Annotated in this window: 17 protein-coding genes; 11 read left to right on the top strand and 6 right to left on the bottom strand. The window is 70.9% G+C overall.

Features of this window, described 5'->3' with window-relative positions; all coding sequences use genetic code 11:
- Window positions 1–76 precede the first annotated feature (76 nt).
- Entirely contained in the window at window positions 77–1,399 is a 1,323-nt protein-coding gene (locus ACZ6TB_RS22430) for a DUF2254 domain-containing protein (protein WP_465556500.1), read from the top strand.
- Window positions 1,400–1,480: 81 nt separating this feature from the next.
- Window positions 1,481–1,930 (top strand): DUF7144 family membrane protein, encoded by a 450-nt coding sequence (locus ACZ6TB_RS22425; protein ID WP_465556498.1) that lies wholly within the window; start codon window positions 1,481–1,483, stop codon window positions 1,928–1,930.
- Here the strand turns inward: ACZ6TB_RS22425 and ACZ6TB_RS22420 are convergent.
- From ACZ6TB_RS22420 to ACZ6TB_RS22410, 3 genes are all read right to left on the bottom strand, one after another.
- Window positions 1,927–3,120 (bottom strand): cation:proton antiporter, encoded by a 1,194-nt coding sequence (locus tag ACZ6TB_RS22420; protein ID WP_465556496.1) that lies wholly within the window; start codon window positions 3,118–3,120, stop codon window positions 1,927–1,929. The genes ACZ6TB_RS22425 and ACZ6TB_RS22420 overlap by 4 nt on opposite strands.
- Window positions 3,121–3,296: 176 nt before the next feature.
- A complete protein-coding gene (locus ACZ6TB_RS22415; RefSeq protein WP_465556494.1) occupies window positions 3,297–4,112 on the bottom strand; it encodes an SDR family oxidoreductase in 816 nt (271 codons plus the stop codon).
- Between the two features lie 61 nt (window positions 4,113–4,173).
- A complete protein-coding gene (locus ACZ6TB_RS22410; protein ID WP_465556492.1) occupies window positions 4,174–4,776 on the bottom strand; it encodes a TetR/AcrR family transcriptional regulator in 603 nt (200 codons plus the stop codon).
- Between the two features lie 69 nt (window positions 4,777–4,845).
- Here ACZ6TB_RS22410 and ACZ6TB_RS22405 point away from each other — a divergent pair, with 69 nt between their 5' ends.
- The 7 genes from ACZ6TB_RS22405 (at window position 4,846) to ACZ6TB_RS22375 (ending at window position 15,115) form a co-directional block, all read left to right on the top strand.
- Window positions 4,846–5,601, top strand: a complete 756-nt coding sequence (locus ACZ6TB_RS22405; protein WP_465556490.1) for a maleylpyruvate isomerase N-terminal domain-containing protein — start codon at window positions 4,846–4,848, stop codon at window positions 5,599–5,601.
- Between the two features lie 45 nt (window positions 5,602–5,646).
- On the top strand, window positions 5,647–7,455 hold the full coding sequence (locus ACZ6TB_RS22400) for a VMAP-C domain-containing protein (protein ID WP_465556488.1): 1,809 nt from the start codon (window positions 5,647–5,649) through the stop codon (window positions 7,453–7,455).
- Between the two features lie 14 nt (window positions 7,456–7,469).
- Window positions 7,470–8,450, top strand: a complete 981-nt coding sequence (locus tag ACZ6TB_RS22395) for an AAA family ATPase (protein ID WP_465556486.1) — start codon at window positions 7,470–7,472, stop codon at window positions 8,448–8,450.
- Window positions 8,447–11,239 (top strand): SAV_2336 N-terminal domain-related protein, encoded by a 2,793-nt coding sequence (locus ACZ6TB_RS22390; RefSeq protein ID WP_465556484.1) that lies wholly within the window; start codon window positions 8,447–8,449, stop codon window positions 11,237–11,239. The genes ACZ6TB_RS22395 and ACZ6TB_RS22390 overlap by 4 nt, the downstream gene beginning before the upstream one ends.
- A 101-nt stretch (window positions 11,240–11,340) precedes the next feature.
- Entirely contained in the window at window positions 11,341–13,761 is a 2,421-nt protein-coding gene (locus ACZ6TB_RS22385; protein WP_465556564.1) for a penicillin-binding protein, read from the top strand.
- A 139-nt stretch (window positions 13,762–13,900) separates the two neighbouring features.
- Window positions 13,901–14,692: a Bax inhibitor-1/YccA family protein gene (locus ACZ6TB_RS22380; protein WP_465556482.1), complete on the top strand. Its 792-nt coding sequence runs from the start codon at window positions 13,901–13,903 to the stop codon at window positions 14,690–14,692.
- A 132-nt stretch (window positions 14,693–14,824) separates the two neighbouring features.
- Window positions 14,825–15,115 (top strand): hypothetical protein, encoded by a 291-nt coding sequence (locus tag ACZ6TB_RS22375; RefSeq protein ID WP_465556480.1) that lies wholly within the window; start codon window positions 14,825–14,827, stop codon window positions 15,113–15,115.
- A gap of 122 nt (window positions 15,116–15,237) precedes the next feature.
- Here ACZ6TB_RS22375 and ACZ6TB_RS22370 read toward each other — a convergent pair whose 3' ends face one another.
- From ACZ6TB_RS22370 to ACZ6TB_RS22360, 3 genes are all read right to left on the bottom strand, one after another.
- Window positions 15,238–16,482: an acetyl-CoA C-acetyltransferase gene (locus ACZ6TB_RS22370; protein WP_465556478.1), complete on the bottom strand. Its 1,245-nt coding sequence runs from the start codon at window positions 16,480–16,482 to the stop codon at window positions 15,238–15,240.
- A gap of 66 nt (window positions 16,483–16,548) precedes the next feature.
- Window positions 16,549–17,337, bottom strand: a complete 789-nt coding sequence (locus tag ACZ6TB_RS22365) for an SGNH/GDSL hydrolase family protein (RefSeq protein ID WP_465556477.1) — start codon at window positions 17,335–17,337, stop codon at window positions 16,549–16,551.
- Window positions 17,338–17,366: 29 nt separating this feature from the next.
- Entirely contained in the window at window positions 17,367–18,404 is a 1,038-nt protein-coding gene (locus ACZ6TB_RS22360; RefSeq protein WP_465556475.1) for an SGNH/GDSL hydrolase family protein, read from the bottom strand.
- 135 nt (window positions 18,405–18,539) lie between these two features.
- Between ACZ6TB_RS22360 and ACZ6TB_RS22355 the strand changes: the two genes are divergently transcribed.
- Window positions 18,540–18,884, top strand: a complete 345-nt coding sequence (locus ACZ6TB_RS22355) for a YkvA family protein (protein ID WP_465556473.1) — start codon at window positions 18,540–18,542, stop codon at window positions 18,882–18,884.
- 3 nt (window positions 18,885–18,887) lie between these two features.
- Window positions 18,888–20,246 carry a cystathionine beta-synthase gene (locus tag ACZ6TB_RS22350; protein ID WP_465556471.1) on the top strand — a complete coding sequence of 453 codons (1,359 nt, stop codon included), beginning with the start codon at window positions 18,888–18,890 and terminating at the stop codon, window positions 20,244–20,246.
- Window positions 20,247–20,673 lie beyond the last annotated feature (427 nt).

Raw genomic sequence — 20,673 nt, 5'->3', positions numbered from 1 at the left:
CGATCACCGGCCGGACCCGAGGGCGGACCTCGTCGACACTGCGGTCGGGTGGGCGCCGAACCGAAGCGGGTGATCGATGTCCTGGGCGTTCATCTTCCGGATCCGTCAGTACCTCAAGGGCAGCCTCTGGATGTTGCCGGCGCTGGGCGGAGCGGCCGGCGTGGTCCTGGCCGGGCTCGACGACCGGCTGGAGCACCGCATCCACCTTCCGGACGCCTGGCAGTACTCCGCCGGCACCGCCTCCAGCGCACTGTCCTCGATTGTGGCGGCGACCATCGGGCTGCTCGGCTTCGTTGTCACGATCAGCGTCCTGGTCGTGCAGATGGCCACCGGGACGTTGTCGCCGCGGTTCATGCGCCTCTGGTATCGCGACCGGATGCAGAAGATCGTGCTGGCCGCTCTCACCGCGACGTTCGGGTTCGCGTACGGGCTGCTCCGCCGCATCGAGGAGAACTCCGTCCCCAGCCTTGGCGTCACCGTGGCCGGCGTCGCCGCCGGTGGCAGCGTGCTGCTGTTGCTGGTCTACCTCGAACACTTCGCACACGGACTGCGCCCGGTCGCCGTGGCGGCGAAGGTCGCCGCGGCCGGGCGCACGGTAGTCACCGCGATCTCCACGGATCGAACGGTGGAGAGCGCCGGGGACCGCTCGGCATCGACGGCGGGAAAACCGCTGGCGATCGTGCGATCCGCCCGGCCGGGCGCCGTTCAAGCCGTCCACCACCATGGGCTTCTCGCGGCGGCGGTCCGGCATGACTGCCTTCTCGTCATCACCTGCGCCGTCGGCGACTTCGTGTCGGGCGGGGCGGTGGTGATGGAGGTGTACGGGGAGGGCACGGCGCCGAACCCGCGGCACCTGGCCGCCATGGTCGCCCTCGGCCGCGAGCGGACCATCGACCAGGACCCGGCCTTCGCACTGCGCATCCTGGTCGACATCGCGATCCGGGCGCTGTCCCCGGCGGTCAACGACCCGACCACCGCTACTCAGGTCCTCAACTACATCGATGACCTGGTGCGGGTGCTGGGCCGGGCCGAGCTCCGGACCCCCTTGGGACTGCGGGATCAGGCGGGTCGCCTCCGGGTCGTGCTGCCGGCCAGGACGTGGGTGGATTACCTCGGTCTTGCGGTGACCGAGATCCGTCAGTACGGCGCGACGTCGCCGCAGGTGTGCCGCCGCCTCCGCGCGATGCTCGAAGAGCTGCTCGACGACGTACGCGCGGACCGGCGGCCCGCGGTGGCGGCGGAGCTCACGGCGCTGGACACCATCGTGGAGCGTTCCTTCGCCGACCCAGGCGACCGGGCCTTCGCGGCCGGCGCCGACCGGCAGGGGCTCGGCGGCTCGGCGACCGGGCCGCTCATCCAGCAGTCAGGTGACGGGAGCTCGCCGGCCACGCCAGTGTGAGACGACGGCCGGCGTCGCCCATGCCGAGGTCATCCGCGGCGGATGGCGTGTCCGCAACGGGCGCGCCCGCAGGATGGTGGGATGTCCGGACAGAGTGCGAACGCGACCGAACGGTCCTCCCCGCAGGACTCGGTGCCCGGGACGACCGGCTGGGTCGGCGTCCTCGTGTTCGGCGGGTTGATGCTGTTCCTGCTGGGTGTCTTCCATGTGATCCAGGGCATCGTGGCGATCTTCCACCACACCTTCTACATCGCGCGCAAGGGCGACCTGGTGGTGGCCGGAAACTACACGGCGTGGGGCTGGCTGCACCTCGTGCTCGGGGTCGTCGCCATCGCCGCCGGCATCGGGATCTTCGTGGGCGCGCTCTGGGCACGGGTGGCCGGGGTGGTGGTCGCCGCGGTCAGCGCGCTGTCCAGCATGCTCTTCATGCCGGCGTATCCGGTCTGGGGAGTCATCGCGATCACTTTCGACGTCGTGGTGATCTATGCGTTGGTCGCGCACGGGCAAGAGGTGCGCGGGGCCGAGCTCTAGCTGTCGTCGATACCCGGCATCTTGCCGACGGGGTCGCGCGTGCCGGAACGGGCGAGACCGATCGCGACGGACGGAAACACGATGACCGACAGAACGCCCGCGCCGACGAGCGCGGCGGCGTTCTCCGGCAGCATCGTCCCGGATTCGAGACCGATCTCGGCCAGCGCGACGAGCAGCGGCAGCGCGGTCGCGGTGAGCAGCATCATCTGGACCCGCCGGCGCCTGGGCAGATCGCGGCGGTAGATGAACAGGGCCGGCACGCCACGCACGGCAAGGAACAGCACGAAGAAGATCACCAGCCGCGCCGGCGCCTCGACGATCGACCGAAGGTCGAGGCTCAGACCCGATGACACGAAGAAGATCGGGATGAAGAATCCGTAGCCCACCGCATCGAGCTTGGCCTCCAGGGCGTGCACGTCGCCTGGCGCCCAACGGCGTAGCACCACTCCGGCGAGAAAGGCCCCGAGCACCACGTCGAGCCCGAAGTCCGCAGCGATCACGAGAAGGGCCATGAGCAGGAAAATGGTCCAGCGAAGGGTGGTCTGCGACGTCGCGTGCTCGCCCTCGGCGACGATCTTTCTGGCCCTCTCGTTCCGAACCAGCCTCGGAACGAACGTGAACAGCAGGCTGATTCCGGCGATGACGACCAACGAGATCAGGCCGAGAAACGCCCCGTTGGCGCTGAGGAAGATCGCTATGGCCAGGATGGGCAGAAACTCGCCGACCGCTCCGGAGGCCATGATGAATTGACCGAATCGGCCGGCCAGGAGGTTGTTGTCGCGCAGGATCGGCAGGAGCGTGCCGAGCGCGGTCGTGGTCAGTCCGATCGCGACCGGCACGAAGGCGTGAACGAACCCCACAAGCTCCAGCGCACCGGTCACGACGACCGCCAGCACCGCGGTCAGGAGCCAGGACCGGAACGCGAGCCGCCCGGCCCGCTCGCGAAACAGACGGAGCTCGAGCTCGTAGCCCGCCAGCAGAAACAGGAACCCGAGGCCCACGTTGGCGAACAGCTCGATGCTGTCCGGGTCCACCCACCCCAGGACGTCCGGGCCGAGGAGGATTCCTCCCAGAATGAAGATCACCACCTGCGGCACACGTCCGCGCGGCAGAAGGCCGGCCAGGATCGGGGCCAGCGCGGCGAGCAGGCTGACGCGAGCGAGATCGGCGAGGTCGTGCTGAAGGCTCACGACCTAGCCGGTGACGGTGACGGTGACGGTGACGGCCAAGCTGCCCACCTCCTGCCAGCTCGCCGGCTCGTCGGGAACGGGGAGGGTGGACGAGGCCGGCGCTGCTCAGCTAACCGGCCCGCACGCTCGCACCGCCTCACCCAAGGCGGAGGATTCCGGGAGGCACGCCCCGGCCTTCAGGCGCGCGCGAACCGGGTGGCGTGCGCTGCCACCCAGTCGGCGTAGGTGTGGGCCGGGCGGCCGAGGATCGCCGCGACGGCGCCGGTGGCCGGGAACTGGGGCTTGTCCAGGTGCCGGGCGTAGCGGGCCATCAGCGCGGTGACGAAGGCGGCGGGCAGGCCGGGGATCGCGTCCCCGGGTGCGATCTCCACGAACCGCAGCGGGCGGCCCAGCACCCGGCCGATGATCGACACCATCTCCTCGTGCGACAGGTCCTCGGGGCCGGTGAGCGTGACCCGCCGGCCGTCCAGGTCGTCGCCGAGCAGCGCGTGCGCGGCCACGGCGGCGAGGTCGCGCTCGTCCAGCGGCGACTCGGCGAAGCCGCCGTACACGTACCGGACGACGTCGCCCGCGCGGATGGCCGGGCCGAACGAGCCCGCCGAGTTGGCCGCGAACGTGCTCGGCCGCAGGCTCACCCAGGTCAGGCCGCTGTCGACGGCGGCGTCCTCGCCCTCCTTGTTGCGGTCGCCGGCGAGCCGGGACGGCTGCTCGTCCAGAGGTTCGTCCACATTGGCGGCGGAGAGCGCCACGACCTTGCGTACGCCGATTTCGCGCGCCCGCCGCAGGAACGGCGCCGGGTCGGGGACCGCCCGCGCGTTCAGGAAGATCGCCTCCACCCCGTCGAGGGCGCCCGGCGTCACCGCGGTCACGCCCTCGGGAAAGGGCGCCGCCGGGTTGCGGGTGGCGGCCAGCACAGGCACGCCACGGTCGACCAGCTCGTCGACGAGAGCGCGTCCGACGAGCCCGGATGCCCCGGTAACCAGAACAGCCATGACCGATCTCCTCTCGAACCTGTATGGTCCGAGAACCGCATCATATGAGTTCCGTATTAAGTCACCTGGTCAGGCCGGCGAGCAGCAGGCGGAGGGACTGGACGACGGCGTCGCGGGCCTGGCGCGGGTCGGGGGCGCCGGCGATCAGCATGCTGCCCCGGGTGAGCGCGCCGAGCAGCAGGCGGGCGAGGGTGTCCGGGTCGTCGACGCGCAGGCGGCCGCCCTCGGCGGCGGCCCGCAGCTCGGCGGCGATCGTGGCGAACGCGTACCGCTCGTCGAGCTCGGTGAAGCGGGCCAGGCCCAGCACGGCGGGCGCGTCGGTGACCAGGATGCGCTGGACCTCGGGCACGAGCATGCCGTCGAGGAAGGCCTCGAAGCCGACGCCGAGCGCGGCGATCTCGTCGGCCGCCCGCGACGCCGCGTCGGCCGAGCGGGCCAGCAGCTCGGTGTGCACCTGCTCGAAGACGGTCTCGAAGAGCGCCGTCTTGGTCGGGAAGTGGTGGTACAGCGCGCCGGTGGTCACCCGGGCCTCGCGGGCCAGGTCTTCGACCGGGGTCGCGGCGTAGCCCTGCCGGCCGAACAGGTCGCGCCCGGCCGCGACCAGGGCCGCCCGGGTCTGGGCCACCTGCTCCTCGCGCAGGCTGGGGTTTCGCTTGGACCTCACCCCGCATGTATAGCCGTTGCCGGCGGAGCGCTCATTTGACATAGTGCTGCTATGTTAAATACTGACGATATGTTGAGGGCGGCCGAGCGGACGGCGGCCGTGATCCGGGCCGCGGGCGATCCGGCCGCACGGGTGCCCGGCCTGACCTGGACGGTCGGTGAGACGGCCGCCCACCTCGTGCACGAGTTCCTCGACTACACCGCGTACGCGCAGGGGCGCAACAACCCCACCGAGGGTGGCCCGCCGTCCCGGCTCAACGCCGCCGCCAACGCCGTCCAACTGAGCGGCGACCCCGACCGTGACCTCGGTAGCCTGGCCGACCGGCTGGTCCCGGCGGTGGCGGGCTTCCGGGCCGTCGAGCCGCCGGAACGGCCGGTGACGGTCAGCAACGGCATCGCGATGAGCTGGGCGACGATGACCTCGGCCCTGCTCGGCGAGCTGCTGATCCACGGCCTCGACGTCGCCCGGGCGAGCCGGCAGCCGTGGCCGATCGACCGCGCGGACGCGCTGCGCGTGATCGACGGCGTCATGACGATGGTGCCGAGCTACCTCGACCGGGACCGGTCCGCGAACCTCGAGGCGACCTTCGAGCTGCGGCTGCGCGGCGGCCCGCGCTACCTGATCAGCGTCGACCACGGAACGGCCGTGACCGGTCCGGCCGGCGAACGGCCGGACTGCTGGATCTCGGCCGACCCGGTGGCGTTCCTCGAGGTCGGCTTCGGCCGGTCCGGCCAGTGGGGCCAGATCGCCCGCGGACGGCTGCTGGCCGGCGGCCGCAAGCCCTGGCTGGCCACCACCTTCGGGGCCCTGATCACCGGTCCGTAGGCGCGACCTTCCCGTGGGCCACTGAGGACGGCTAGGGTCGGTTCGGTGACCGATCCCCACGTCGCGCTCCGCGAGCTGGCGGAACGCTGCCTGGTGCGCGTCGGCGACCGGCCCGACGACGGCGGGTCCGGGGTGTGGATCGCGCCCGGCATTGTGCTCACCTGCGCGCATGTGGTCACCTCGGGTGTGGACAGTAAGGTCGCGCTCCGCTGGGACGGGCACGACCTCACCGGCACGGTGATCGAGCAGACCCCCGACACCACCCCGCAGAGTCGCGTCCGGAGCTTTCCCGACCTGGCGCTCATCGCCGTCACCGATCCGCCCGAGCACCCGTGCGCCTGGCTCGCCGAGATGGAGTACGCCCGCGAGTCCGATCTCACCGCCCTCGGCTACTCCCGGCGGAGCGAGAAAGACGACCTGGCCCCGGCCACCGTCCAGGGCCACTACGGCGGATACGAGTCGAACTTCTGGCTCTTCAAGACCAACGAGATTCGGCCGGGCATGTCCGGCGGCCCCGTCCTCGACCTGACCAGCGGCGCGGTGTGCGCGCTGGTGAAGACGTCGCTCGAGGTCGACACCGACCGCGGCGGCTACATCGTGCCGGTCAAGGCGCTTCGTCAGCTCCCCGCGGACCGGCGCCGGGAGGTGCTGCTCGCCGCGTACCGCTTCCATCGCGCCAACCAGCAGTGGGCCGCGCTGCGGGCGCGGCTGCCGGTCGTGCCTGGCGCCGTTCTGACCCCGGGGGAGGAGGTCGAGCTCTTCGGTCTCCTCGCCGAACTGCCCCCGATGGACGAACCGGAGCTCCGCCGCGTCTACCTGGAGTCCGCGCCGAACCACCGCCCGCCCGACGCCCGGCTCGACACCGTGCTCGACGTGGCTTACGCGCTCCTCGACAGCGGGACGCGTGCGGCCGACGGGGAACGGGCGCTGCTGCGCCTGGGTCACCGGTTCCCGGCCCTGCGCAACTGGACTCAGACGTACGCGACCAGCCGCGGCCTGCCGATGACCGGCGCTCCACCGCCCGCCGCGCCGCCGCCGGATGTCGTCACCGTCGAGATCGCGCCGGGCTGCGCCGAGGAGGACCGCTACCGATTGACGGTGAGCGTGAGCGACGCCGCCGGCCGGGGACAACGGCTCTACTGCGACGAGTCGCCGCGGCACACCCTCGACGAGGTGACGGCACTCGCGTGCGACCAGCTCCGCGCGGCGCTGTGCTGGCAGGGCAGCCAAACGATGATCGAGTTCGTCGTCCCGCGCTCCCTCTTCGCGGAGCCCTTCGAGAAGCTGCGCCCGATCGAGCGGAAGAAGACGAACCTCGGCCGCGGCTATCGCGTCGTGTTGCGCGACCTAGACCGGCAGGCCGACCCCTACATCCGGGCCGACTGGTTACGCCGCTGGCAGCACCTGGCCGGCGGCACCGGGCTCGTGCGCTGGACCACCTGCGAGGAGACCCTCGACGGGGAGCAGCTCAGCGCCGAGCTCGAGGCCGAGGAGCGTACGTCGGTGATGGTGTTTTCCCGTCGCCCCGACTCCGATCCGCATGTCACCGAGCTCTTCGAGGCCGCCCTGGACCTCGGCGTTCCCGCCGTCGCCTGGCGCCGCGACACCTGCGCCGAGCACGACAACGGCACCGGCGGCCCGCAGTGCTCGGGCGCCCACTTCGCCCGGGCGCTGCGCCCTCGGCTCGTTCAGCGGCCCGGAGCCGGCCTCCCCGCGCTGGCGCAGGAGATCCGGATCGACGCCGCCCGGCAGACCCCGGCGTCCACGCCCTGCCACGAGATCGTCCTGATCTGGGACGACCCTCGTCGCGCCGTCACGCAGACGGTGGCCCTGACCGAACCGCCCCGGATATGACAGGACGGCAGCCCTTGACCGCGAAGATCTTCAAAGGCGACGGCGTACCGCACGAGTGGGAGCTGCCCGAAGCGCCGCCCTGGCGTCAGTTCCGGGGCGAGCCGGTGGTGGAGCGGCCGATCGAGGACGAGCCGCATCCCAACGAGATGGAGCGGGCCCGCACCTACCGCGCCGGCCCCCGCGAGATCGATCTGGTCAACGTCGCGATCCTGCTGCGTAGGCCGATGCTCATCACGGGCCGGCCGGGGACGGGCAAATCAACGCTCGCGTACGCGGTGGCGCACGAGCTCGGGCTCGGCCCGGTGCTCCGGTGGCCGATCACCAGCCGGTCCACGCTCCAGGACGGGCTCTACCGGTACGACGCGATCGCCCGGCTGCAGGACGCCAACCTGCCCGCGGAGGAGCGGCCGGCGGCGGGCATCGGCCACTACATCCAGCTCGGGCCGCTCGGCACCGCGCTGCTGCCCACCGAGCGGCCCCGGGTGCTGCTCGTCGACGAGATCGACAAGAGCGACGTGGACCTGCCCAACGATCTGCTGACCGCCCTCGAGGAGGGCTCGTTCACGATCCCCGAGCTCAAACGGGTCGCCGACCGCGTCCACGACGTCGAGGTCGGCCTGGACCGTTCCGCCGGCACCGCGCCCGTCCGCGACGGCACGGTCCGCTGCCGGGCGTTCCCGATCGTGGTGATGACCAGCAACGACGAGCGCGACTTCCCGCCCGCGTTCCTGCGCCGCTGCCTGCGGCTGGACATCCCCGAGCCGGACGCGGACCAGCTCGCGTCGATTGTGGAGGCACACCTCGGCGCGGAGGCGCTCGACGACGGGTACGAGGTCATCGCCGAGTTCCTGCGGCGGCGCACGGCCGGCGAGATGGCCACCGACCAGCTTCTGAACGCCCTCTTCGTGACGATGCACGGCGAGCAGACCGGGGCCGGCACACCGAGTGAGCTCGCCGAACTGGTCATGCGCGACCTGGGCACGCCCGGCCGGTGACCGTTCTCGGACTGGTCGAGAGACTCCGGCGGGCCGGGGTCAGCCCGACCGCGCGCGAGCTCGCCGAGGCGATCTGGCTGGCCGGCCGCCTCGACGTCGCCGCGCTCGCCGACCGCCCCGGCGCCGCCGCGCAGCCGGCGCCGGAGCCGGAGGATCCGTCGCCACCGGCCACGAACGGCGACGATCACCCGGCGCCGCGGACCGTCGCGGTGGCCGCGCCGTCGGAGGCCGGTCCCGCGCCGCTGAGCGGCTTCCCGGTGCGTAGCCCGGCGGCGCCGGCGCTGCCGAACGCCCGGCGGTTGCAACGTGCCCTGCGCCCGCTGCGCCTGCGGGCGGAGGACCCGCGTCGGCCGGTGCTCGACGAGGCGGCGACCGCCCAGGCGATCGCGGAGACCGGAGTGTGGGCGACGGAGCTGGTGGCCGGCCGTCAGCGGCACTTCGACGCCGTGCTGGCGGTCGACACCGCGCCCTCGATGGAGATCTGGCGTCATCTGTCGGCCGGTCTGGCCGCCCTGCTCACCCGCTCGGGCGCCTTCCGGGACGTACGCGTCTTCCGCCCCGGCCGTGGCCTTCGCCCGGCTCAGCTGGTGGACGCCGGCCGGCGCCGCCTCTTCTTCGTGCTCACCGACGGGGTGGCCGAGGGCTGGCGCGACGGGTCGGTCGCCGGCCGGCTGCGCGCGTGGGCGCGTACCGGACCGGTGGTGGTCCTCCAGCCCCTCCCCGAGCAGATGTGGCTGCGTACGGGACTGCCGGTCGTCGCCGCCCGGGTGAGCGCGCCGGCCCCCGGCGTCCCGAACACCGGCCTGCGCACCCGCTACCGTCGTCGCCACGTTCCCGCCGGTGTCCCGCTGCCGGTCGTCGGTCTCGAGCCGGCGGCGCTCGGGGCGTGGGCGCGGCTCACCGCGGGACGGGGCGGCGAGGTGCCGCTGGCCGTCGCCCTGCTGCGCCCGGAGCCGCCGGAGTCGCCGCCACTTGCCGTGCTCGACGAGCTCAGTCCCGTCGAGCGGTTCCGGTCCACGGCGTCGCCCCAGGCGTACCAGCTGGCGGTCTGCCTCTCGCTGGTGCCGGTGACGCTCGACACGATGCGCCTGGTGCAGCACGTGACGTCGGCCGGCGACAGCCCGTCGATCCTGGCCGAGGTCCTGCTCGGCGGCCTGCTCAACCAGACCGGCGAGGGCATGTACGTCTTCGTCACCGGCGCCCGGGCCGAGCTGCGGGCCGAGCTACGCCGCTCCGAGGCCGCGCGCGTGACCAGCGCGATGTCGCGGTACGTCACCGAGCACGCGGGCGGCGCGGGTCCGGTGTTCCCGGCGTTCGCCGCGCACGCCGACGGTCCGGCCCGGGCCGCTGCCGAGCCCTTCGTCCAGGTCCCGGAGCCGGCCGCGGGCCGGCTCGGCGTGACCGCCGGCGAGCCGGCCGCGCACCGCTGGCAGGCGCGAATCCGCGGCATCGATGGCCGATTCGTGGGCGGTGGTGTGCTGATCTCCGAAGACGAGGTCCTGACCTGTGCCCACGTTCTCGGGTGGGGTCCGGAACCGCCGCACGGTCCGTTCCTGGTCGATTTCCCGCTGGCCGGGCGGCACCCCGTGATCCGGGGACGGGCGACCGCGTGGTTCCCGGAGCCGGATCTCGCCGTGCTGCGCCTGGACGTTCGGGCCGGCGGCGACATCAGTCCGGCGACGGTACGGCCGGCTGCCGACGCCCGGGGCGCGAACGCCAGGGCGCTCGGATTCCCCTCCGACCGGCCCGACGGGGTGTGGATGCGCTTCGTGGTGGGCGGTTCCGAGGCATCCCGCGGCGACCTGGTCCGGCTCGACTCGCCGGGCGTGATCGACCCGTGGCAGCTCGTGGGCTTCTCCGGCAGCGGCGTGATCGACAGCGCCTCGGGCGCCATGGTCGGTCTTTTCGCCCTGCAGAGCAGCGCCGATCTCCCGTCCGCGTGGATGATCCCGGCGGAGAGGATCCTCGAACGGATCCCGTTTGGTTTGCCCGTCCCGGCCGCGGTCACGAATCCGTTCGAGATGCGTCCCCTGCGCTTCCCCGAGGACGGCGACCACTTCGTCGACGCCGGCGGGAGCGACGACGCCTTCCGGGAGTTCGCCGCGCGCTGCACGCCGGCCGACGTCCAGCGCACCGGGAGCTTCGTGGCGATCAGTGGCCTGCCGGGTTCCGGTCGCACCTCGCTCGGCAATCGCTGCGCCGGGCTCTTCCGGAGCCGATGCGTCGAGGCCGGGGTCGAGCTGATGACGGTGGACCTGCAAGGCCCGCGCGCGATGGAGGAGAGCACCGAGGAGATCTTCGCGCGGATCCGCGATGAGCTGTCGTACTTCCACGACGGCGCCGCCACCTCGCTCGCCGAGATCGGCTACCGACTGACGGCCGCCGGCACGGTCGCGCTGATCCGGCTGCCGGAAGTCACCGACATGCCTGTTCTCCGCCGGTTCGCGATGGAGCAGCACCCGGGACTGCTGTACGTGGTGGACGTGGTGTCGGAGGAGCCGCTGAATCGTCGCGAACTAGGCCTTGACAGCGGCATTTTCCTGCACCTTTCGCCGGTGTCCACGCAGGACGCGGTCGCCCTCGTCCGGCAGCGGGTGACCGATCCTCGCCTGCCGCAGATCAGCCAGGAGACGATCGATCGGCTGCTGACGGCTCGCCCGATGACCATCCGAGAGCTGAAGAGGCTTCTCGCTCTGGCGTACACCGAAATAGCAGGGAATCAGCCGCTTCAGTCCGAGCTCACCTACGACTACCTCACCGACGTCTACTTCCGCTCGGTCGTGACGTGAAGCTGTTCGGTCTTGACATGAAGCTGTTTGATTGACTCGAATCTCTTCAGCCTGACATCAGAGTCAGTCGAGTCGCGGATGGTGATGCGGTGACGTCCTGGATGCGCCGACGTGATCACAACATCTTCCTCAATACGACAAATCTGTTGATCTGCGGCGCTCTCGCCGGAGTCGTGGTAGCGGCCGGGGTCTTCCCGGCCGCGGCCATGTCCGGCCTCGCCGCCAAGGCCGGCGGGGAAACCTTCGCCAGCCTGCCGAGCGAGCTCAAGGACTTCAGCTCCCCGCAGATCACCCGGATCTACGCCGCCGACAACAAGACGCAGATCTCCCAGTTCTACGACGAGTTCCGCAGCGACGTCCCGCTCAAGGACATCTCGAAGTACATGCGCGACGCCATCGTGGCCGCGGAGGACCGGGAGTTCTTCCACCACAAAGGCGTCGACATCAAGGGCGTCGCGCGCGCCCTGGTCAACAACAACAACGGCAAGTCCAAGCAGGGCGCCTCGACGATCACCATGCAGTGGGTACGCATGTCGCTGGCCTACTCGGCGACCAATCCGCAGGAGGTGGTGGAGGCCACGGTCGACACGCCGAAGCGCAAGGTCACCGAGATGAAGTACGCGCTGCAGGTCGAGAAGGAACTGAGCAAGGACCAGATCCTCGAGCGCTACCTGAACATTGCTCCCTTCGGCAACCAGGCGTACGGCGTCTTCGCCGCGAGCCAGGTCTACTTCAACAAGAAGCCGAAGGACCTCACGATCGGGCAGGCCGCCATGCTTGCCGCCATCGTGAAGGCGCCGACCAGCTACAACCCGACCAGCGCCGAGGGGCACAAGGAGCTCTCCGAGCGCCGCAACAACTACGTGATCCCGGGCATGGTCGAGCTGGGGGCGATCACCCAGGCGCAGGCCGACAAGGCGATCAAGGAAGCGATCCCGAGCAAGGCCAAGCCGACCGCGAACGGTTGCGTCTCGGTCGCCAAGAACATCTGGGGCTTCTTCTGCGACTACTTCTACCGCTGGTGGATGGGCCGGGAGGAGTTCGGCCAGACGCCGTACGACCGGGAGCGTCGCCTGAAGAGCGGTGGTTACCGGATCACGACCACCCTCGACATCAAGGCCCAGGCCAGCGCCCGTAAGCGGATCTCCGACCAGATCAAGGACACGAACAAGAACGCCCTGCTGCTGGCCGCGGTCGAGCCCGGCGACGGGAAGGTGCGGGCGCTCGCGGCTAACCGGCGCTACAAGCTCGACGACCCGGCGCACCCCCAGAACGGGATCTCCGCCGACCCTCGGAAGGCCAAGCAGGGTAAGCGGGGCACGTATCCGAACACGACGAACCCGCTGCTCACCGGCGGCGGGGACATCACCGGCTACCAGGCCGGCTCGGTCATGAAGATGTTCACCATGGTGGCCGCCCTGGAGAAGGGCTATCCGCTCGCGTACACGATCAAGGCCGAGAAGCAGGCGAAAACGCACTACATCATCGAGGCCGGCAGCGACTCGGCCTGCAAGGGCACGCACTTCTGGTGCCCGATGAACTCCGGCGGCGGTGGCGAGGGCATCTACAACATGTGGACCGGGTTCGGCCGGTCGATCAACACGTTCTTCGTGCCGCTCGAGGAACGGGTCGGCGCCGAGAACGTGGTCGCCGTGGCCAAGCGGTTCGGCGTGCAGTTCCGGTCGGAGAGCGACGCCGACTACGCCTCACCCGGCCGCGCCCATCAGTGGGGCGCCTTCACCCTGGGCGTCTCGGCCACCACGCCGCTGGACATGGCGAACGCGTACGCGACGCTCGCCGCCGACGGCATGTACTGCGAGCCGACGCCGATCGAGCGGATCACCACTCAGGCGGGCGAGAAGCTCGACGTCGGCAAGTCCCACTGCATGCGCGCGACCAGCAAGGACGTGGCCCGGGCCGCGCTCGACGCGACGCGTTGCCCGGTGGGCGACTCGGCTCAGCTCGGCTCCTGCCACGGCGCGACGGCGGGCGGGGTGCGGTCGGTGGTCGGCCACCCGGTCTTCGGCAAGACGGGCACGACCGACAAGGACCGCACGGCCGGCCTGATCGCGGGGACGACGTCGCTGGTGGTGGCCGGCTATCTGGTCAACCCGGACTATCAGAACCACTCCGACCATCTGCGCCACTACCAGGTCAATCCGGCCGTCTACAACACGCTTGCCGACTACATGAAGGGCAAGCCCAAGATCCAATTCAAGAAGCCGGAAAATCGCAAGATTGCGTACGGGGACCAGCGCCGCATCCCGGATGTGGAATGCGACTCGATCTCGAGCGCCCGCAACCGCCTGGAGAACGCCGGGTTCTCGGTCTGGCTCAGCTCGTCGTCCGTCGACTCGTCCTGTCCGGCGGGCACGGCGGCCGGCACCAACCCCGAGGGCCGCACGATCAAGGGCGGCGTGGTCGAGATCGAGACCAGCAACGGCAAGGGCGCGCTGCCCACGCTCCCCGGCCTGCCCGGCGGCACCAAGCCGCCGATCACCCCACCACCGCGGCGTAGGTAGACGAATATCTTCCCAGCCTGCTCACAGCTTCTGTCGCAGGCAACGAGTGGACCAACGCCGTACCCTGGAACGGCAGCACATGACGTGCTTCAACCTCGTGGGATCTTTGACGCGAGAAGGAATCAGGAGGCTGGACGCAGTGAAATCTTCGAACCCGGTTCTCACGCGGCTGGGCCAGGCGGCCGAGCAGCAGCGGGCCTCCGGGTACGGATATGGCGAGCCGTACCCGACGACGCCGGGCTACGCCGCTCCGCCCGTCGCCCGTGCCATGTCGATCGACGACGTGGTCGTCAAGACCGTGGTCCTGCTCGGCATCACCGGCATCTCGGCGATCGCCGCGTGGAACCTGATCCCCGACTCGCTGCAGGGCCCGGCCTGGATCGGCGCCGCCATCGTCGGCCTGGTCCTCGGTCTGATCATCTCGTTCTCGCGGATGGCCAACCCGGCCCTCGTGGTGGCCTACGCGGTGGTCGAGGGCGCCTTCGTCGGCATGGTCAGCAAGGCCTTCGAGTCCTTCTACCACGGCATCGTCCTCCAGGCGGTGGTCGCCACCTTCGGCGTCTTCTTCCTGATGGCCGCGCTCTACAAGTCGCGGGTGATCCGGGCGACGCCGCGGTTCACCAAGGGCCTGATCGCGACGATCGGTGGCCTGTTCGTCCTCATGCTGATCAACTTCGTGCTCTCGCTGTTCGGCGTGCACACCGGCATCCGGGACAACGGCGCGATCGGCATCATCTTCAGCATCGTCTGCATCGTGGTCGCGTCGCTGAGCTTCATCCTCGACTTCGACCAGATCGAGCAGGCGGTCCGCATGGGCCTGCCGCAGCGCTACGCGTGGACCTGCGCGTTCGGCATCCTGGTCGGCCTGATCTGGCTCTACCTCGAGATCCTGCGCCTGCTCAGCTATCTCCAGGGCAGCAGCAGAGACTAGACGCTTCACCCTCGGCGCCCGGATCGTCCTCCCACGGTCCGGGCGCCGCCGTGTCCGCGTCGCATCGCCGTGTCCGCCCCGCGTCGCCATGCCCGCGTCGCTGTTCGCACGCCGGCGGCTACGCTCGGCCGCGTGACCGACTTCGCGACCTCGATCGAGCGGCTCCTCTCCCAGGTGCGTCACTGGGAGCAGCCGCGATGGCGGGGTCCCCGGGCCGAGCGGACCTTCGGGTTGGTGCAGTTGCTCGCCGATCTCGGCGCCGACGCCGAGGGCCGCCCCCGCCGCCCGGTCCCGCGCGAGCACGACATGATCCTCCCGGACCAGCTCCGCGTGATGGCCGACGACCTGCTCGCCGCCGACCCGCCGCCGGCCGTCCTGGCCGAGGCCACCACCGCGGTCGACAAGCTGCGAGCGGCCCTCTGAGATCGCCGGCCCTCTGAGATCGCCGGCCCTCTGAGATGGGCGGCCCTCCGAGAAATGAAAACCGCCGAGCCCGGCCGCTCGTGGCAGACCGAACCCGGCGGAAGACTCCGGGGCGAATCAGCTCAGCTCAGGCGCTCCAGCACCATCGCCATGCCCTGACCGCCGCCGACGCACATCGTCTCGAGGCCGATGCTCTTGTCGTGCCAGTCGAGCGAGTTCAGCAGCGTGCCGGTGATGCGGGCGCCGGTCATGCCGAACGGGTGGCCGACCGCGATCGCGCCGCCGTTGACGTTGAGCTTCTCGATCGGGATGCCCAGGTCCTGATACGAGGGGATGACCTGAGCCGCGAACGCCTCGTTGATCTCGACCAGGTCGACGTCGGCGATCGTCATGCCGGCCCGCTTCAGCGCCTGCTTCGACGCCTCCACCGGCCCCAGCCCCATGATCTCGGGGGAGAGGGCGGTGACGCCGGTCGAGACGATCCGCGCCAGCGGGGTGATGCCCAGCTCGCGGGCCTTGGTGTCGCTCATGATGACCACGGCCGCCGCGCCGTCGTTCAGCGGGCAGCAGTTGCCGGCCGTGACCCGGCCGTCGGGCCGGAACACCGGCTTGAGCCCGGAGACGGCCTCGATGGTCACGCCGGGCCGCGGGCCGTCGTCCTTCGCGACGACCGAGCCGTCCGGCAGCGTCACGGGCGTGATCTCGCGGTCCCAGAAGCCGTCGGCGATCGCCTTCTCGGCGAGGTTCTGGCTGCGTACGCCGAACTCGTCCATCTCCTCGCGGGAGATGCCCTTGATCTGCGCCAGGTTTTCGGCCGTCTGGCCCATCGCCATGTAGACGTCCGGAACGTTGCCGTCCTCGCGCGGGTCGTGCCAGGTCTTGCCACCCTGGGCGGCGGCGACCGTCCGCTCCTGGGCGGAGGCGAAGAACGGGTTCTCCCAGCCGCCGCCGACCAGCTCCTGGGCGGCCGACGGGAGCCCGTCGGAGCTGCCCCGGAAGAAGCGGGAGACGGTCTCGACGCCGGCCGAGACGAAGATGTCGCCCTCGCCCGCCTTGATCGCGTGGAACGCCATCCGGCTGGTCTGCAGCGACGACGAGCAGTACCGGGTGATCGTCGCGCCGGGCAGGCCGTCGAGGCCGAGCTTGGTGGCGACCACGCGGCCCATGTTGAAGCCCTGCTCGCCACCGGGCAGCCCGCAACCGAGGTAGAGGTCCTCGATCAGGGTGCGGTCGAGCTGAGGCACCTTGTTCAGCGCCGCGTCGACGATCGTGGCGGCGAGGTCGTCGGGGCGCAGATCCTTCAGCGACCCCTTGACGGCCCGGCCGATCGGGGAGCGCGCGGTGGCGACGATGACAGCTTCCGGCATGACCCCAACGTTAACCGGTCAGTAACAACCTCTGCGAGTGCAGATTTATCACACGCCCGCCGCTTTTCAGATTGGGCTCAGCGCTGCTTTTGCGACAGCGGGATACAAAGCGTGCGCCCAGACGCGGTAGCCGTCCGCGGACGGGTGGAAGCCGTCGTAGCAGAACGTGCCCGCGTCGGCCCGGAACACGGCGCCGGTCTCCTCGGCCAGGTCGACCACCGCGCCGCCGGCCTCCTGCACCGCCTTGGTCTGCGCCTTCGCCATCCGGCGGCCCAGCATGCCGGCCACCTGGCGCAGCGGCGGCGCGATCGCCCGCAGCGCGCCCAGGTCGGGGCAGGTGCCGACGACCACCCGCACGCCCGCCTCGCGCAGCCGGCGGACGGCCTGCCCGAGCAGCTCGGCCGCCTCCTCGGGGCTGCGCATGCTGGTCGCGTCGTGCGCGCCGATCAGCACCACGGCCACGTCCGGTCGGTCGCCGAGCAGCGCGCGGGCCACCTGGGTCGCCAGGTCGGCGGCCCGGGAGCCGGCCACGCCCACGCTGGAGAGCAGCACGTGCCGCTCGCCGGTCTCGGCCGTGCCCTCGGCGAGCAGCCGGGCCAGCTGGCCACCGACCGTCTCGGAGAGCCACTCGACGCCGACGCCGATCGCGGCCGAGTCGCCGAGCAGCACCAGCCGCAGCGTGGGCGCCGAGATCTTGCCCATCGACGTGCGCAGGGCCAGGCCCATGGTGGGCTTCGCGTACCGGCGGGCCTTCGCGGCGAGCACCTCGCCGGCCAGCAGGGCGATGCCGCCCACCGCGCCGGCGAGCAGGCCGGTGGCCGCCGCCTTGCCGATTCGTGCGTTCAGCCCCGCCATCTCTCGCCTCCCTGCGTCACCCTGCGGCCTTAATGATCCGCTGGGGTCCACCCTACGGCTCCCGTCGCGGAAGGGCCGCTCGGAACCGTTGCCTTGTGCCCGAACCAGGTGCGCGGCTCGCCGAACCACGGATGCCGACGCAGCGTGGCCCGGCGCCCGCCCGACTTGGCCGGGCTGACCTCGGTGCCGGCCGCGCGTACGGCCTCCTGCGCCGCGGTCTCGAGATCGCTCACACCCACCGCGGCGGCCGGCCGATCCTCCTCGCCGAGCAGCGCGAGCAGGGTCGGCAGCACCACGGACGCGGCCCGCGCGTAGCCCTCGGCGGACGGGTGGAAGTGGTCGGAGCTGAACATCCGCACCGGATCCGCCTCGAACATCGGCCCGAGCAGGTTGCCGATCGACACCGTACGCCCGCCGGCCGCGACCACCGCGACGGTTTGTGCGGCGGCCAGGTCGCGACTCCACTTGCGGGCGAGCCAGCGCAGCGGCGGCTTGATCGGCTGGATCGCCCCGATGTCCGGGCAGGTGCCGACCACGACCCGGCAGCCGGCCTCGCGCAGCCGCCGCACCGAGTCGCCGAGGTAGCGCACGGCCTGGTCCCGAGCCGAGATGTGGGTGACGTCGTTGCCGCCGATCAGGATCACCGCGACGTCCGGCTCGTACTCCAGCGCGGCGTCCACCTGATAGGGCAATCCGGCCGACATCGCGCCGACCACGGCGACCCGGTAGAGCCGCACCGGCCGGCTGAGGCGACGCGACACGCCGGTCGCCAGCAGCGCGCCGGGAGTCTCGCGGGGACGGTGCACGCCGTACCCGGCCGCCGAGGAGTCGCCGAGAATGACCATCGTGATCGGCTTGCCGCCGAACTTCGCCCCGTAGACCCCGTCGCCCCGCGGCGGGGGCGCCTCGGCCAGCGGGATCACCCGCCGCGCGTCCGCCGCCTGCCGCATCAGCAGCCCCGCCGAGCCCGCGCTCAGCACGGCGAGCCCACCGGTGACGCCGCCGACGATCTGACCGGCCAGCTTGAGCCGCCGCCGGTCCTCCGCGGTGAACTCGATGCCGCTCACGGGTCCCCCTCCAGATCCGGCTTGGATTTCGAGGCTAACTCGTTCGGGCGAAGGGTAAATCAAAGTCGTGCCGGAGTTCCGGCGACGCCATCGTGGCGCAGGCAAGTCATGCTGGAGTTGCGGAGAGGGGAAGTGATGGCGAAAACGCTGAAACGGACGGCGGCGTTCACTGCGCTGGCCAAGCAACTCATGTCGGGCGCTCGAGGCGGGCCGTCGGTGAGCAAACGGCTGGCGGCGGTGCCTCGCATGCTGAAGGCGACGGCGAAAGGGGAGTACGACGGCGGGGTGCGGGTCGCTCTCATGGCGGCTGCCGCGGCGTACGTCGTCTCGCCTATTGATCTTATTCCGGAAGCCTTCCTCCTGGTCGTCGGCCTGGCCGACGACGCCGTGATGATCACCTGGCTGGCCGGCGCCGTGCTCGTCGAAACCGAGCGCTTCCTGGAGTGGGAGAAGCGGCGGGACCACGTCGTCGTAATCTAAAGCGTGCGTTACTACGACAACGTCGTCGAGATCATCGGTGACACACCCCTGGTGAAGCTGAACAGCGTCACCGAGGGCATCGAAGCCACGGTGCTGGCCAAGGTCGAGTACTTCAATCCCGGCGGTTCGGTTAAAGACCGGATCGCCCTGCGGATGGTGCTCGACGCGGAAGAGGCCGGGATTCTCCGGCCGGGTGGCACCATCGTCGAGCCGACCAGCGGAAACACCGGGGTCGGGTTGGCTCTGGTCGCGCAGCGGCGCGGCTACAAATGCATCTTCGTGTGTCCCGACAAGGTCAGCGAGGACAAACAGAACGTCCTTCGCGCGTACGGGGCCGAGGTCGTCGTCTGCCCGACGGCGGTGGCCCCGGAAGACCCGCGCTCCTACTACAACGTCTCCGACCGGCTGGCCCGCGAGGTCCCCGGCGCTTGGAAGCCCGACCAGTACAGCAACCCGGCCAACCCGCGCTCCCACTACGAGGACACCGGCCCCGAGCTCTGGAAACAGACCGAAGGCAAGATCACGCACTTCGTGGCGGGCGTCGGCACCGGGGGCACGATCAGCGGCGTCGGGCGATATCTGAAGGAACAGGGCGCCGTACGGGTGATCGGCGCCGATCCCGAGGGATCGGTCTACTCCGGGGGCAGCGGCCGGCCGTACCTGGTCGAAGGTGTTGGTGAAGATTTTTGGCCGACCACCTACGACCGCGACATCTGCGACGACGTCATCGAGGTCTCCGACTCAGACTCGTTCGAGATGACCCGGCGGCTGGCTCGCGAGGAGGGCCTGCTGGTCGGCGGCTCGTGCGGCATGGCCGTGGTGGCCGCGCTCGAGGTGGCCCGCAAGGCCGCCCCCGACGACGTCATCGTGGTCCTGCTCCCCGACGGCGGCCGAGGCTACCTGTCCAAGATCTTCAACGACGACTGGATGGCCCGCTACGGCTTCCTCCGCACGGGCGGCGACGCCCCCACCGTCGCGGATGCCCTGGCCGGCAAGGACGGCCGGATGCCACCCTTGATCCACGTCCACCCCACCGAGACGGTCCGCGACGCGATCGACTACATGCGCGAGTACGGCGTTTCGCAGCTGCCCGTCCTGAAGGCCGAGCCCCCCGTGGTAACCGGCGAGGTGGCCGGATCAATAGCGGAAAAGGCCCTGCTCGACGCGTTGTTCACCGGCCAGGCCCACTTGCACGACACCATAGAGCGCCACATGGGCGACCCGTTGCCCATGATCGGCGGCGGCCAGCCGGTGACCGAGGCAGTAAGCCTGCTGGAAAAGGCCGACGCCGCGATGGTGTTGGTGGATGGGAAGCCGGCCGGGGTCCTGACCCGGCAGGACCTGTTGGCTCATCTGACCTGATGTGGGTTGCCCGCGGTCGCCCTTTCGGGGGTGGTCGCGGGCCGTCTGCTCGCTCGCCTGGGTATGGTCCTGCTCTTGCCGCGCTCGCTGGGTTTGGTCGCGCTCGCTTGCGTGGGTTTGGCCGCTTGCCCGTTTCTGTCGTGTTCGCTGGTTCGTGCCGCGCGCCTCGGCTCCGCGTTCCCGCGCCCTGTCCCCGCTCCCCGCCGCGTCCCGCCTCGCGCTGCGTCCTCTCTCATCGCCTCGCGCTGCGTCCTCGCTTCTCGCCTCGCGCTGCGTCCTCGCTTCTCGCCCCGCGCCGCGCCGCGTCCTCGCTCCCCGCCCCCGGCCCCGCGCCCCCGCCTCCGCCCCACGCCATGCGGCCTGAAAACTTGCGGCGCCCCGGTGAACCGCACCCCACCAAGCTCCGTCATCAGCGGGAACTCCCAGC

The sequence above is a fragment of the Actinoplanes sp. NPDC051537 genome, assembly GCF_055586105.1.
Note: the sequence above shows the minus strand (reverse complement) of the source record. Positions and strands in the feature narration are given on the sequence as shown.

Bases quoted from the DNA above. Each gene is read 5' to 3' on its own strand.
- ACZ6TB_RS22430 (WP_465556500.1), top strand. From the start codon at position 77: ATGTCCTGGGCGTTCATCTTCCGGATCCGTCAGTACCTCAAGGGCAGC.
- ACZ6TB_RS22425 (WP_465556498.1), top strand. From the start codon at position 1,481: ATGTCCGGACAGAGTGCGAACGCGACCGAACGGTCCTCCCCGCAGGAC.
- ACZ6TB_RS22415 (WP_465556494.1), bottom strand. From the start codon at position 4,112: ATGGCTGTTCTGGTTACCGGGGCATCCGGGCTCGTCGGACGCGCTCTC.
- ACZ6TB_RS22405 (WP_465556490.1), top strand. From the start codon at position 4,846: ATGTTGAGGGCGGCCGAGCGGACGGCGGCCGTGATCCGGGCCGCGGGC.
- ACZ6TB_RS22385 (WP_465556564.1), top strand. From the start codon at position 11,341: ATGCGCCGACGTGATCACAACATCTTCCTCAATACGACAAATCTGTTG.
- ACZ6TB_RS22370 (WP_465556478.1), bottom strand. From the start codon at position 16,482: ATGCCGGAAGCTGTCATCGTCGCCACCGCGCGCTCCCCGATCGGCCGG.
- ACZ6TB_RS22365 (WP_465556477.1), bottom strand. From the start codon at position 17,337: ATGGCGGGGCTGAACGCACGAATCGGCAAGGCGGCGGCCACCGGCCTG.
- ACZ6TB_RS22355 (WP_465556473.1), top strand. From the start codon at position 18,540: ATGGCGAAAACGCTGAAACGGACGGCGGCGTTCACTGCGCTGGCCAAG.